This is a genomic window from Cupriavidus sp. 09_S30 (assembly GCF_056930435.1).
This window is the reverse complement of record NZ_JBXOWI010000001.1, coordinates 1,113,019-1,126,399: the sequence shown is the minus strand read 5'-3', so window position 1 is coordinate 1,126,399 and position 13,381 is coordinate 1,113,019. Positions and strand designations below refer to the sequence as shown.

Here is a 13,381-nt window from a genome sequence, read left to right as displayed (position 1 = left end):
GCGAGATCCTCATTGAGAAGCTCCCGCCGTGTTGGACAAGCCCCAGACGTAGGCGCTCAGCATGCGGATGCGCTCAGGCGTCAGGATTTCCTCGTGGGCCGGCATATGGTTGTTGCGGCCCTTCTGGATGCCCTCGACGATCGTGGCTTCCGAACTGCCATAGAGCCACGTGTTGTCGGTCAGGTTGGGCGCGCCCAGCGCCTGGTTGCCCTTGCCGTTCGACCCGTGGCAGGCCGCGCAGGTCGACTTGAAGGTGCTCTCGCCACGCGCGGCCCGGATCGGGTCGGAGGCCAGGCCGGACAGCGATCGCACATACTGCGCCACGTCACCGGCCAGCTTGGCATCGATGACAGCGGCGAACGGCGGCATCACACCGTTGCGCCCCTTGGTGATGGTCTGCTGGATGGTCTCGGGCTCGCCACCGTACAGCCAGTCATGGTCGGTCAGGTTGGGGAAGCCGCGGCTGCCGCGCGCGTCCGAACCGTGGCACTGCGCGCAGTAGTTCAGGAACAGCCGCTGCCCGATTTCCCGTGCCTCGGGATCGGCCGCCACCTGCTTGATGTCCATCTTCATGTACTTGGCGTACACCGAGTTCTGCAGCTTCTCGGCCGCCTGCCGGTGCGCGGCAAGCTCGCTCTGCGTGGAGAACTTCAGCAAGCCGGCGTAGGAGCCGAGCCCGGGGTACAGCGCCAGATAGCCCAGCGCGAAGATGCAGGCCAGCAGGAACATCCACATCCACCAGCGCGGCAGCGGGTTGTTCAGCTCGCGCAGGTCGCCGTCCCAGACGTGGCCGGTATCGTCGGCCGCGCCCGCTACCTTGGTCACCTTGCGCTGGGAGAACAGCAGCCAGACGCACCATGCGATGCCCACCAGGGCAATCGCCCCGATGTAGTAGCTCCAGAAATCCGAGATGAAATCGCTCATGAACTGATCTTCCTGCTAGATGTGGTATCCGCGTGCCTGTCCGCGCCCAGCCCGGACGTCTCGTCGGGAAGGGCGAACGGCAGCATGGCCGACTCCTCGTTGGCACGCTGGCGCCCGGCCGACCAGGCCCACCAGCAGATGCCGAGGAAGAAGGCCATCGACAGCACGGTCGAGAATGCGCTCAACATGGCCATGGCCTCACTCCTTGGCCGGCGCGCCGGCGCCGGCAGTCGCCGTGTCGATCCGCACGTTGCGCTTGTTGATGCCGAGGCCCTGCAGGTAGGCCACGAGCGCGTCCTCCTCGGTCTTGCCTTCCAGCTCGGACGGCGCCTTGGCGATCTCTTCCTCCGTGTACGGCACGCCCAGCCGCTTGAGCGCATGCATGCGCGCCTGCACGTCATTGGTCGGCAGCGCAGCCTTCTCCAACCACGAATACGCCGGCATCACCGATTCCGGCACCACGTCGCGCGGATTGCGCAGGTGGATACGCTGCCAGTCATCCGAATAGCGGCCGCCCACGCGCGCCAGGTCCGGGCCGGTACGCTTGGAGCCCCACAGGAAGGGGTGGTCATAGACCGACTCGCCCGCCGTGGAATAGTGGCCGTAGCGCTCCGTCTCCGCCTGCAGCGAGCGGATCTGCTGCGAGTGGCAGCCGACACAGCCTTCGCGGATGTAGATGTCGCGCCCCATCAGCCGCAGCGCCGAGTAGGGCTTGATGCCGGGGTCGGGCTCGGTGGTCGAGTGCTGGAAGAACAGCGGCACGATCTGCACCAGGCCTGCGATGCTGACGACAATGATGGTGCAGATGATCAGCCACCCGACGTTCTTCTCCAGGGTCTCGTGCGAAAAGAAGCTGCTTTGTTTCTCAGACATGGTCCTTTCCTGGGCGGGTCAGTGGGCGGCGGCCGGGATGCTGGCCGGGATCGGCGCATCCACCGCAGGCTTGCCGATGATCGTCTTGGCCACGTTGTAGGCCATCAGCAGCATGCCCGACAGGAAGCACAGGCCGCCTCCCAGACGGATCAGGTAGAAGGGGTACTTGGCCTTGACCGCTTCCACGAAGGCGTAGGTCAGTGTGCCGTCCGGCTGCGTGGCACGCCACATCAGGCCTTCCATCACGCCGGCGATCCACATCGAGGCGATGTAGAGCACCACGCCGATGGTGGCGATCCAGAAGTGCACCTCGATCAGGCGCACGCTGTACATCTCCTTCTGGCCGAACAGGCGCGGGATCAGGTAGTAGAGCGAGCCGATGGAGATCATCGCCACCCAGCCCAGCGCGCCGGAGTGCACGTGGCCGATGGTCCAGTCCGTGTAGTGCGACAGCGCGTTGACGGTCTTGATCGACATCATCGAGCCTTCGAAGGTCGCCATGCCGTAGAAGGAAAGCGCCACCACCAGGAACTTCAGGATCGGGTCGGTGCGCAGCTTGTGCCATGCACCCGACAGGGTCATGATGCCGTTGATCATGCCGCCCCAGGAGGGTGCCAGCAGGATCAGCGAGAACACCATGCCCAGCGACTGTGCCCAGTCCGGCAGCGAGGTGTACTGCAGGTGGTGGGGGCCGGCCCACATATAGGTGAAGTTCAGCGCCCAGAAGTGGACGATGGACAGGCGGTAGGAGTAGATCGGACGCTCGGCCTGCTTGGGAATGAAGTAGTACATCATGCCCAGGAAGCTGGTGGTCAGGAAGAAGCCCACCGCATTGTGGCCGTACCACCATTGCACCATCGCGTCCTGCACGCCGGCATAGGCCGAGTAGGACTTCCACATGGTGACCGGCATCTCCATGTTGTTGACGATGTGCAGCAGCGCGATGGTCAGGATGTAGGCGCCGAAGAACCAGTTGGCCACGTAGATATGCTTGGTCTTGCGCTTGACGATGGTGCCGAAGAACACCACCGCGTAGGCCACCCACACCAGCGTGATCAGGATGTCGATCGGCCATTCCAGTTCGGCGTACTCCTTGGAACTGGTGAAGCCCATCGGCAGCGTGATGGCAGCCGCCACGATCACCAGCTGCCAGCCCCAGAAGGTGAAGGACGCCAGCGGGCCGCAGAACAGGCGCGCCTGGCAGGTACGCTGGACCACGTAGTAGGAGGTCGCGAACAGCGCGCTACCCCCGAAGGCAAAGATCACCGCGTTGGTGTGCAACGGGCGCAGGCGCCCGAACGACAGCCACGGCGTGTTGAAGTTGAGATCAGGCCAAATCAGCTGTGCTGCCAATAGCACGCCGACGGCCATGCCGACGATCCCCCATACCACCGTCATGATGGCGAATTGCCTCACGACGCTGTAATTGAAGGTGTCGACGCGTGAAGACGCGGCAGTGACATCCATTCAGACCCCCAAGACTAAGTAATTGAAAACCAAGTTAGCGAATGCGCTGATGATGAGACTGTAAAAAGCCCTGCCCTTGTCCGCGTTGATCTGCATCAAGCACCCCGAATGCGGGCTGAACCTGGTGCACCGGGCGCTGTCGCCGCCCGTCAGGACGGCCTGTCGTTGTCGAGCAGCACGGCCTCGCCGGGACGGTCGAGATCGTCGTACTGGCCGCCATGCAGCGCCCACCACAGAGCGCCCGCGATCAGCACGACCAGCACCAGACTCAAAGGCACCAGCAGGTACAGCGTTTCCACGATCAATCCCCCTTCCTTCCGGCGCGCCGCACCGAGAGCAGCCGCCAGGCATTGAGCACCACCAGCAGCGACGACAGGGACATGCCTATCCCAGCCATCCAGGCCGTCACGTAGCCGGTGGCGGCCAGCGGGATGGCGAGTACGTTGTAGAGGAAGGCCCAGCCCAGGTTCTGCCGCACCACGCGGCGGGCGCGGCGGGCCGTGGCCAGCGCAGTGGCAATCTCGTCCACGCCGCCGTGCGCCAGCACCGCGTCGGCGCCGGCCTGCGCCAGCGGCGCGCCGCTGCCGATGGCAATGGATACCTGCGCCTGGGCCAGCACCGGCGCGTCATTGATGCCGTCGCCGACGGCCAGCACCACGGCACCGGCGCGCTGCAGCGCGGCCACGTAGTCGCGCTTGTCCTCCGGCGTGGCGCCGCCGCGCGCGTCGGCGATGCCGAAATGGCGTGCCCACCAGCCGACCGTGGCCGGCTCGTCGCCCGAGACCAGGTGGCAGCGCACACCCATCTTGCGCAGCTGCGCCAGCAGCGCACCGCTGTGTTCGCGTTCGATGTCGTGCAGCACGAAGGAGGCCAGCCACTGGCCCGGCGCACCGAGCCAGACGATGGTCGCGCCGGCCGGCAGGTCGCCCGGCTCGACGCCGATGTCCGGCGCGGCCTGTGTGTCGGCCACCAAGGAGGCCACGAAGCTCTGGCGTCCCAGCCGCAAGCGGCGGCCATCGATCTCGGCTTCCAGCCCCTGGCCCGGAATGCTGCGCAGTGCGGTCACGGCGCCCGCCGGCACTGCCGGTGCGCCCTGCTCGCGCGCTGCGGCGACGAGCGCCCGCGCGATCGGATGCTCGCTGGCGGCTTCCATTGCCGCTGCCAGCGCCAGGCAGCGGCCGCCATCCTCAGCGCCCAGCGCGCTGGTGGCGGCCAGCGCGAAGCGGCCCTCGGTCAAGGTGCCCGTCTTGTCGAGCACCACGTCGCTGACCTGCGCCAGCGCTTCCAGCGCATGGCCGCGCGTCAGCAGCACGCCGCGCCGCGACAACGCCGCCCCGGCTGCGGCCAGCGCCGCCGGCGTGGCCAGCGACAATGCGCACGGACAGCTGACGACCAGCACCGCCACCGTGACCAGCAAGGCACGGGACGGATCGATCCAGGCCCACCAGACAAGGCCCGTCACCGCCGCCAATATCAGCAGCGTGGCCACGAACCAGCCGGCCACGCGATCGGCCAGGGTGGCCAGCCGCGGCTTGTCGGCCAGCGCGCGGTCGAGCACGGCGACGATCTCCGCCAAGCGTGTCCCGGCGCCGATACGTTGCACGCGGATCTCCAGCGGGCTGGCGGTGTTGAAGCAGCCGGCCAGCACCGTTTCGCCGACGGCGCGCCGCACCGGCCGGCTCTCGCCGGTCAGCATCGATTCGTCGACGGCACTGGCGCCCGCCTCGACCACGCCATCGGCGGGCACCACTTCTCCGGCCTTGACGCGGATGCGGTCGCCGGCGCGCAGGCGCGCCACGGGCACGCGCTCCGCGCCGCCGTCCGGCGCCAGGCGCTCGCAGGTGGCCGGCAGCTGGCGCGCCAGCATCTCGGCGCCGCTGCGCGAGGCCTGGCGCATCCGCAGTTCCAGGTAGCGTGCCGCCAGCAGGAAGGCGACAAACATCGTGACGGAGTCGAAATACACCTCGCCGCTGCCGCGCACTGTGGCCGCCACGCTGGCAAGGAAGCCGGCGCCGACGCCCAGCGCCACGGGCACGTCCATGCCGGCGTGGCGCTGGCGCAGGCTGCGCCAGGCGCCGGCAAAGATCGGGGAAGCGGAGTACAGCACGACCGGCAGCGTCAGCAGCAGGCTGGCCCAGCGCATCAGCTGCAGCATGCCGGGCTCGATGGTGGCCTCGTGCGTATAGATGGGCCAGGCGTACATCATCACCTGCATCATGCCCAGCATGGCCACGGCCATGCGCATCAGCAGGCTGCGGCGGGCGCGGCGGTCGTCGGCGTCAGAGCGCGACAACTCGAAAGGCCACGCCAGGTAGCCGATCTCGGCCAGCGCCGCCAGCAGGCGGGCAACGCCGGTCTCGGCCAGCCGCCAGCGCACCAGCACGCGCCGGGTGGCCACGTTGGCGACCACGGATTCGACGCCCGGCACCCGCGCGAGCTGCTGCTCGATCAGCCAGGCACAGGCGGCACAACGGATGTTCTCGGGAGCGAGGGTGATTTCGGCGCGGCCGCCTTCAAGGGGGCGCACGAACTGCGCACGCAGTTCCTCGGTGTCGTAGGCCGCCCACACCGGCTCGGCCTCGCGGCGCGCATCTTCGTCAATGGGCCGCGCAAAGCGCGTCTGGTCGCCATACAGGTGGCCGAAGCCGGCGGCATGCAGTGTCTGCGCCAGCGCCTGGCAGCCGCCGCAGCAGAAGTCGCGCGCGGCGCCGTCGATCTGCGCATGCAGTACCCCGTTGGCTGGCAGGGGCTGGCCGCAGTGGAAACAGCTATCGGCGGCGTGCACCCCTCCATCGGCCGCCTGAGGCGACGCGGCCAGACTGCTGACAGGGAGGGGGCATGCGGTGGCAGGTGGCATAAAAGACGCATTTTACCCTTCGCATGGTAAGAGTCCAGCCGTAAAGCCACCTTGACAAAAATCAAGTCAGACGCAATTGCGTCTAACTGCGCGCAAATGGTCGCAACACCAGCACCTGGCACGGGCGGGCCGCGCCCCCCTCTGCACGCCCGCACACGACAGGGCGGCGAGCAGAGAAAGGGTACCGTCCGTGCCGCTGGCGTCGCTCAGGTCAGCGTGGTATCGACCACCCGCCGCTCGCTTTCCAGGTATTCGCGCGACTGCATTTCGATGATGCGCGACACGGTGCGGTGGAATTCGTTGGCCATCTGCCCTTCGACATACAGCTCGTCGGCCGCCACCTCCGCCGACATCAGCAGCTTGACCTTGTGGTCGTAGAAGACGTCGATCAGCCAGGTGAAGCGCCGCGCCTCGGAAGACATACGCGGCGTCATGCGGGGCACGTCGGACAGGATCACCGTGTGGAACTGCGAGGCGATCTCGAGATAGTCGTTCTGCGAGCGCGGACCGCCGCACAGCGTGGCGAAGTCGAACCACACCACGCCATTGGCGCGCCGCAGCGCATGCAGCTCCCGATGCTCGATATGCAGGATCGGCGACTCATCGGCCACGCCGGCCAGCCCGACGAAGGCGTCGCGCAGCGCGGAACTGGCCTCGGCCCCGAGCGGGGTGTGGTAGGCCTGCACTTGCGCCAGCGTGCGCTTGCGGTAGTCGATGCCGGCATCCACGTTGAGCACATCGAGCTTTTCCTGCAGCAGCGCGATGGCGGGCAGCACGCGATCCCGGTGCAGGCCGTCCGGATAGAGCAGGTCGGGACGGTAGTTGGACGTCATCACGAACTGCACGCCATTGGCGAAGAGCTGCTGCAGCAGGCGGTGCAGGATCATGGCGTCGGCCACGTCGTTGACGTGGAACTCGTCGAAGCAGATCAGGCGGAAGCGCTTGGCAATGCGGCGAGCCAGCTCGTCGAGCGGATCGGGCCGGCCGCGCAGCTCCTCGAGCTGGCGGTGAACCTCGCGCATGAACTCGTGGAAGTGCAGGCGGGTCTTGCGCACCACAGGCACGCAGGCATAGAAGCTGTCCATCAGGAAGGACTTGCCGCGCCCCACCCCGCCCCACATGTAGACGCCACGCGGCACCTCGGGGCGTACCAGCAGCTTCTTCAGCGCAGTATTGCGGCGGCTCTTGTAGGCCACCCAGTCGTCATAGCACTGCTGCAGCCGCTCCACCGCGCGCAGCTGTGCCTCGTCGGAGGTGTAGCCGCGCTGCTTCAGTTCCTGTTCGTAGTACTCACGGACATTCATGCTGTGTGCTGATTCTGTTGCCGGCAGCGGCCGCAACCGGTCCCGGACTGTTCATCGGCGCGAGAGGCAGGGATGCCGCGCCTGAAAGCGAAAACGGCGCGCCGTGCGAACGGCGCGCCGAAGCTGCAAGATGTCAGGCCTGCGAGGCCCGAGACCTTACATATTGAGCTGACGCTTGTCGACAGCCAGCGCGGCTTCGCGCATCACTTCCGACATCGACGGGTGCGGGTGGCAGACGCGGCCGATGTCTTCGCTGGCGGCCTTGAACTCCATCGCCACCACGGCTTCCGCGATCAGGTCCGACGCGTTGGCGGCGACCACGTGCACGCCCAGGATCTCGTCGGTCTTGGCGTCGGCCAGCATCTTGACGAAGCCGTCCGAATGGCCCATGCCCAGCGCACGGCCGTTGGCCATGAAGGGGAACTGGCCCGACTTGTACTCGCGGCCTTCGGCCTTGAGCTGCTGCTCGGTCTTGCCGACCCAGGCGATTTCCGGGAAGGTGTAGATAACCCAGGGAACGCAGTTGTAGTCGATGTGCGGCTTCTGGCCGACGATGCGCTCGGCCACGGCCACGCCTTCGTCTTCCGCCTTGTGCGCCAGCATCGGGCCACGCACCACGTCGCCGATGGCCCACAGGCCCGGCACCTTGGTGGCGCAGTGATCGTCGACTTCGATGAAGCCGCGCTGGTCGGTGGCCAGGCCAACTGCTTCCAGGCCCAGGTTGTCGGTGTTGGGCACGCGGCCGACCGAGACGATCAGGCGGTCGACTTCCAGTGTCTGCGCCGCGCCGTCCTTGTCGGTATAGCGCACGGTCACGCCATCCTTGCCGGTGGTGACTTCGTTGACCTGGATGCCCAGGTGGAACTTCAGGCCCTGCTTGGTCAGCTGCTTCTGCGCTTCCTTGGCCACGCCTTCATCGGCGGCACCCAGGAAGGCGGGCAGCGCTTCCAGCACGGTCACGTCGGCGCCCAGGCGGCGCCACACCGAGCCCAGCTCCAGGCCGATCACGCCGGCGCCGATCACGCCCAGCTTCTTCGGCACTGCGGGGAACTTGAGCGCGCCCTCGTTATCGCTGACCAGGTCATTGTCGACGGCGACGCCCGGCAGGTGGCGTGCCTTCGAGCCGGTCGCGATGATGACCTGCTTGGCGGTGACGACCTCACCCGCGATCTCGACCTGGAAGCCTTCGGCGGTCTTGCCGACGAACTTGCCGTAGCCCTTGAGCAGCGTGACCTTGTTCTTGCGGAACAGGAACTCGATGCCCTTGGTCATCTTGCCGACGATGTCATCCTTGCGCTTGAGCATCTTGGCCACGTCGACCTTGACGTCGCCCACGGTGATGCCGTGGTCGGCCAGGTGATGGCTTGCGTTCTCGAACTCTTCGGAGGAGGCCAGCAGTGCCTTGGAGGGGATGCAGCCCACGTTCAGGCAGGTGCCGCCCAGGCGCGCTTCGCCCTTCGGATCGTCGTAGGCGTTGCCTTCGCAGCAGGCAACGTTCAGGCCGAGCTGGCCGGCGCGGATCGCGGCGATATAGCCGCCGGGGCCGGCGCCGATCACCAGCACGTCGAATTGTTTGCTCATGGAAATTCCTTGTGCGGCCCGCCGGCCTTGCGCCGGCGGGACCGCTATCGATTCTTCAGGCCGCCGTGGCCGCTCCCGCGGCGACGGCGGCATGGCTTGGCAGCGGGATTACAGGTCCAGCAGCAGGCGTGCCGGATCTTCCAGTGCGTCCTTCATGGCGACCAGGCCCAGCACGGCTTCGCGGCCGTCGATGATGCGGTGGTCGTAGGACATCGCCAGGTAGTTCATCGGGCGGATGACGATCTGGCCGTCTTCCACCACGGCGCGATCCTTGGTCGCGTGCACGCCCAGGATGGCCGATTGGGGCGGGTTGATGATCGGGGTCGACAGCATCGAGCCGAACACGCCACCGTTGGAGATGGAGAAGGTGCCGCCGGTCAGTTCTTCCAGCGACAGCTTGCCGTCACGCGCCTTCACGCCGAATTCGGCGATCTTCTTCTCGATGTCGGCCAGGCTCATCTGGTCGGCATTGCGCAGGATGGGCACCACCAGGCCGCGCGGCGAACCCACCGCGATGCCGATGTCGAAGTAGCCGTGGTAGACGATGTCGTTGCCGTCGATCGATGCATTGATCAGCGGGAACTTCTTCAGCGCGTGCACCGCAGCCTTGACGAAGAACGACATGAAGCCCAGCTTGACGCCGTGCTCCTTCTCGAACTTGTCCTTGTACTTATTGCGCAGATCCATCACCGGCTTCATGTTCACTTCATTGAAGGTGGTGAGGATGGCGTTGGTGGCTTGCGATTGCAGCAGGCGCTCGGCGATACGGGCGCGCAGGCGGCTCATCGGCACGCGCTCTTCCGGACGGTCGCCCAGGGCCGCGAAGTCGACCGGAGCGGAAACCTGCTGCAGCGCCGGCTTGGCGGCGGCGGGTGCCGGCGCGGCCTTGGCAACCGGGGCGGGAGCGGCGGCAGCCAGCACGTCACCCTTGGTGATGCGGCCATCCTTGCCGGTGCCGGCGATCTGGCCAGCCGACAGGTTGCCTTCGGCCATCAGCTTGGCGGCGGACGGCATGGCGACGGCGCCGGCGGCTGCCGGAGCAGCGGCCGGGGCAGCGGCGGGAGCGGCGGCCGGTGCCGGCGCGGCGGCGGCGGGAGCTGCAGCGCCAGCGGTGGCTTCGGTGTCGATCTTGGCGATCACTTCTTCAGCAACGACGGTATCGCCATCGTTCTTGACGATCTGCGACAGCACGCCGGCGGAGGGTGCCGGCACTTCGAGCACGACCTTGTCGGTCTCGATTTCGATCAGGATCTCGTCCTGGGCGACGGCCTCGCCAGGCTTCTTCTTCCAGTTCAGCATGGTCGCTTCGGCGACCGATTCGGACAGTTGGGGAACCTTGACGTCAACAATAGCCATGGTTGGATATTCCTAGATATATGCGTGTGTTCTTCGACGATATGCTGCGCCAGGCGACGCGCGCGATCGTCGCGCGCGCCGCCTGCGCTGCCTCGATTACTTGTTCAGCACGAAGCCCTTGAGCTTGGAGAAGGCCGCGTCGAGCAGCGCCTTCTGCTGCTCGTTGTGCTTGGCATAGTAGCCCACGGCCGGCGAGGCCGAGGCCGGACGACCGGCGTAGCCGAGCTTCTGGCCGTCGGTCATGTTCTCCATGATGTAGTGCTGCACGAAGAACCATGCACCCTGGTTCTGCGGCTCGTCCTGGCACCACACGATGTCGGTCACGGCCGGGTACTTCTTGAGTTCGGCGGCCAGCGCCTTGTGCGGGAACGGATAGAGCTGCTCCATGCGGATGATGGCCGTATCCATCGCGTCGCGTTCCTTGCGGCTGTTCATCAGGTCGTAGTAGACCTTGCCCGAGCACAGGATCACGCGCTTGACCTTGGCGGCGTTGAGTTCCGCCTGGTCCGCGATGACGGTCTCGAAGTGGCCCTTGGCCAGATCGGCCAGCGGCGACACCGCATCCTTGTTACGCAGCAGCGACTTCGGCGTCATGATGACCAGCGGCTTGCGGAACTGGCGGATCATCTGGCGGCGCAGCAGATGGAAGATCTGTGCCGGCGTGGTCGGCTGGCAGACCTGGATGTTGTGGTCTGCGCAGAGCTGCAGGAAACGCTCGATGCGAGCCGAGCTGTGTTCCGGACCCTGGCCTTCGTAGCCGTGCGGCAGCATCAGGGTCAGGCCCGAGGCACGGCCCCACTTCACTTCGCCGGAGCTGATGAACTGGTCGATCACCACCTGGGCGCCGTTGACGAAGTCGCCGAACTGGGCTTCCCAGATCACCAGCGCGTTCGGCTCGGCGGTCGAGTAGCCGTATTCGAAGCCCAGCACCGCCTCTTCGGACAGCACGGAGTCGATCACGGTGAACGGCGCCTGGTTTTCCGACACGTTCTGCAGCGGCACGTAGCTGCCGGCATCCCAGCGCTCACGGTTCTGGTCATGCAGCACGGCGTGGCGGTGGGTGAAGGTGCCACGGCCGGCGTCCTGGCCGGTGATGCGCACCGCGTAGCCCGAAGCCACCAGCGAGGCGAAGGCGAGGTGTTCGCCCATGCCCCAGTCCAGCGACTGGTCGCCGCGGCCCATGTTGGCGCGGTCCTTGATCACCTTCTCCACCAGCGGGTGCAGCTTCAGGTGCTCGGGGACGGTGGTGATGCGTTCGGCCAGGCGCTTGAGCTCGGTCACCGGCACGGCGGTGTCGGCAGCATCGGTCCACTTGCGGTTCAGGAAGGGGATCCAGTCCGCAGCGAACTTGTTCTTGAAGTTCGACAGCACCGGATCGACGGTCAGCTTGCCCGCGTCCATCGCGGCGCGGTACTCCTTGACCAGCTCGTCGCCGAACTCGGCGCCGGTCAGGTTCTGCGCCGCCAGCTTTTCCGCGTACAGCTTGCGCGTGCCGGGGTGCTGGGCGATCTTCTTGTACATCAGCGGCTGGGTGACGGCCGGGGTGTCCTGCTCGTTGTGGCCCAGCTTGCGGAAGCAGATGATGTCGACGACGACGTCCTTGTTGAATTCCATGCGGAAATCAACGGCCAGCTGCATGGCGAACACCACGGCTTCGGGATCGTCGCCGTTCACGTGCAGCACCGGGGCCTCGATCATCTTGACCACGTCCGTGCAGTACAGCGTCGAGCGTGCGTCGCGCGGGTCGGAAGTGGTGAAGCCGATCTGGTTGTTGATCACGATGTGCATCGTGCCAGCCGTGCCGTAGCCGCGCGTCTGCGCCAGGTTCAGCGTTTCCATCACCACGCCCTGGCCGGCGAAGGCCGCGTCGCCGTGCACCTGCACCGGCAGCACTTCCTTGTGGCCGGCGTCGCCGCGGCGTTCCTGGCGGGCCTTGGCCGAACCCTCGACCACCGGGTTGACGATTTCCAGGTGGGACGGGTTGAAGGCCAGCGACAGGTGGACCGGGCCGCCTTCGGTGGAGACGTCCGACGAGAAGCCCTTGTGGTACTTGACGTCACCGGCAGGCAGGTCGTCGACGTGCTTGCCCTCGAATTCGGCGAACAGGTCGGCGGGCATCTTGCCCAGGGTGTTGACCAGCACGTTCAGACGGCCGCGGTGGGCCATGCCGATCACGATTTCCTGCACGCCCTTGCCGCCGGCGCGCTGGATCAGTTCGTCCATCGCCGCGATGAAGCTCTCGCCGCCTTCCAGCGAGAAGCGCTTCTGGCCGACGTACTTGGTGTGCAGGAAGCGCTCGAGGCCTTCGCCCGCGGTCAGGCGCTCCAGGATGTGCTTCTTCTTCTCCAGCGTGAACACCGGCTTGGAACGCGTGGTTTCCAGGCGCTCCTGCCACCAGCGCTTCTGCGCCTGGTCGCTGATGTACATGAACTCGGCACCGATGGTGCCGCAGTACGTCTCGCGCAGGTTGTTGAGCAGCTCGCGCAGGCTCATCGACTCCTTGCCGAAGTAGGTGTTGCTGGCATTGAAGACGATGTCGAGATCGCTCTCGGAGAAGCCGTAGAAGGCGGGATCCAGGTCCGGCAGGGGCGGACGCTCCTGGCGCTTGAGCGGATCGAGGTCGGCCCAGTGCGAACCGATGTTGCGGTAGGCGGCGATCAGCTGGGTGGCAGCCACACGCTTGCGGCCCATGTCCGAATCGGCCGAGGCAACGATGGTCTTGATCGGGCCTTGCTTGGCGCGCTCGGCGAACGAGGCGACGATGGGAGCGTGGGGGATGTCGCGGGCGCTGGAACCATCGACGGCGGGCACGTTCTGCATCGCGTCGAAGTACGCACGCCAGTTGTCGGGGACGGAGGCGGGGTTTTCGAGATAGGCCTCGTACAGCTCTTCCACGTAGGGCGCATTGCCGCCGAAGAGGTACGAATTGCTCTGATACTGCTGCATCATGGGGCGCTCACTATTCTCCGGGATTGCCGGAGTTAAGCGGGTTCATCAACCTTCCGCGACACGGCTTGAC

The 13,381-nt window shown here is 66.3% G+C and carries 10 protein-coding genes; all 10 read right to left on the bottom strand.

The genetic code is table 11. The features are described from left to right. Window positions 1–9: 9 nt before the first annotated feature. Window positions 10–924: a cytochrome-c oxidase, cbb3-type subunit III gene (gene ccoP / locus AC1Z3O_RS05260; RefSeq protein WP_483514084.1), complete on the bottom strand. Its 915-nt coding sequence runs from the start codon at window positions 922–924 to the stop codon at window positions 10–12. Further along, the gene (locus tag AC1Z3O_RS05255) at window positions 921–1,118 is read right to left on the bottom strand and encodes a cbb3-type cytochrome oxidase subunit 3 (RefSeq protein WP_483514082.1); all 198 of its coding nucleotides are present in this window, start codon (window positions 1,116–1,118) and stop codon (window positions 921–923) included. Before AC1Z3O_RS05255 ends, ccoP begins: the two co-directional genes overlap by 4 nt. A 4-nt stretch (window positions 1,119–1,122) precedes the next feature. Next, on the bottom strand, window positions 1,123–1,797 hold the full coding sequence (gene ccoO / locus AC1Z3O_RS05250) for a cytochrome-c oxidase, cbb3-type subunit II (protein WP_483514080.1): 675 nt from the start codon (window positions 1,795–1,797) through the stop codon (window positions 1,123–1,125). 18 nt (window positions 1,798–1,815) lie between these two features. Continuing rightward, window positions 1,816–3,264, bottom strand: a complete 1,449-nt coding sequence (gene ccoN, locus AC1Z3O_RS05245; protein WP_483514078.1) for a cytochrome-c oxidase, cbb3-type subunit I — start codon at window positions 3,262–3,264, stop codon at window positions 1,816–1,818. Between the two features lie 149 nt (window positions 3,265–3,413). Continuing rightward, on the bottom strand, window positions 3,414–3,563 hold the full coding sequence (gene ccoS / locus AC1Z3O_RS05240; RefSeq protein ID WP_483514076.1) for a cbb3-type cytochrome oxidase assembly protein CcoS: 150 nt from the start codon (window positions 3,561–3,563) through the stop codon (window positions 3,414–3,416). 2 nt (window positions 3,564–3,565) lie between these two features. After that, window positions 3,566–6,121, bottom strand: coding sequence for a heavy metal translocating P-type ATPase (locus AC1Z3O_RS05235; RefSeq protein ID WP_483514074.1), 2,556 nt, complete (start codon window positions 6,119–6,121; stop codon window positions 3,566–3,568). Window positions 6,122–6,327: 206 nt separating this feature from the next. Then, the gene (gene zapE / locus AC1Z3O_RS05230; protein ID WP_483514072.1) at window positions 6,328–7,425 is read right to left on the bottom strand and encodes a cell division protein ZapE; all 1,098 of its coding nucleotides are present in this window, start codon (window positions 7,423–7,425) and stop codon (window positions 6,328–6,330) included. Window positions 7,426–7,581: 156 nt separating this feature from the next. Continuing rightward, the gene (gene lpdA / locus AC1Z3O_RS05225; protein ID WP_483514070.1) at window positions 7,582–9,006 is read right to left on the bottom strand and encodes a dihydrolipoyl dehydrogenase; all 1,425 of its coding nucleotides are present in this window, start codon (window positions 9,004–9,006) and stop codon (window positions 7,582–7,584) included. 108 nt (window positions 9,007–9,114) lie between these two features. Then, complete coding sequence (odhB, locus tag AC1Z3O_RS05220; RefSeq protein ID WP_483514069.1) at window positions 9,115–10,362, bottom strand: 2-oxoglutarate dehydrogenase complex dihydrolipoyllysine-residue succinyltransferase; 1,248 nt, start codon at window positions 10,360–10,362, stop codon at window positions 9,115–9,117. A 96-nt stretch (window positions 10,363–10,458) separates the two neighbouring features. Then, the gene (locus tag AC1Z3O_RS05215; RefSeq protein WP_483514067.1) at window positions 10,459–13,311 is read right to left on the bottom strand and encodes a 2-oxoglutarate dehydrogenase E1 component; all 2,853 of its coding nucleotides are present in this window, start codon (window positions 13,309–13,311) and stop codon (window positions 10,459–10,461) included. Between the last annotated feature and the right edge of the window lie 70 nt (window positions 13,312–13,381).

Bases quoted from the DNA above. Each gene is read 5' to 3' on its own strand.
- AC1Z3O_RS05215 (WP_483514067.1), bottom strand. From the start codon at position 13,311: ATGATGCAGCAGTATCAGAGCAATTCGTACCTCTTCGGCGGCAATGCG.
- ccoP (WP_483514084.1), bottom strand. From the start codon at position 924: ATGAGCGATTTCATCTCGGATTTCTGGAGCTACTACATCGGGGCGATT.
- AC1Z3O_RS05235 (WP_483514074.1), bottom strand. From the start codon at position 6,121: ATGCCACCTGCCACCGCATGCCCCCTCCCTGTCAGCAGTCTGGCCGCG.
- zapE (WP_483514072.1), bottom strand. From the start codon at position 7,425: ATGAATGTCCGTGAGTACTACGAACAGGAACTGAAGCAGCGCGGCTAC.
- odhB (WP_483514069.1), bottom strand. From the start codon at position 10,362: ATGGCTATTGTTGACGTCAAGGTTCCCCAACTGTCCGAATCGGTCGCC.
- ccoO (WP_483514080.1), bottom strand. From the start codon at position 1,797: ATGTCTGAGAAACAAAGCAGCTTCTTTTCGCACGAGACCCTGGAGAAG.
- ccoN (WP_483514078.1), bottom strand. From the start codon at position 3,264: ATGGATGTCACTGCCGCGTCTTCACGCGTCGACACCTTCAATTACAGC.
- AC1Z3O_RS05255 (WP_483514082.1), bottom strand. From the start codon at position 1,118: ATGGCCATGTTGAGCGCATTCTCGACCGTGCTGTCGATGGCCTTCTTC.
- lpdA (WP_483514070.1), bottom strand. From the start codon at position 9,006: ATGAGCAAACAATTCGACGTGCTGGTGATCGGCGCCGGCCCCGGCGGC.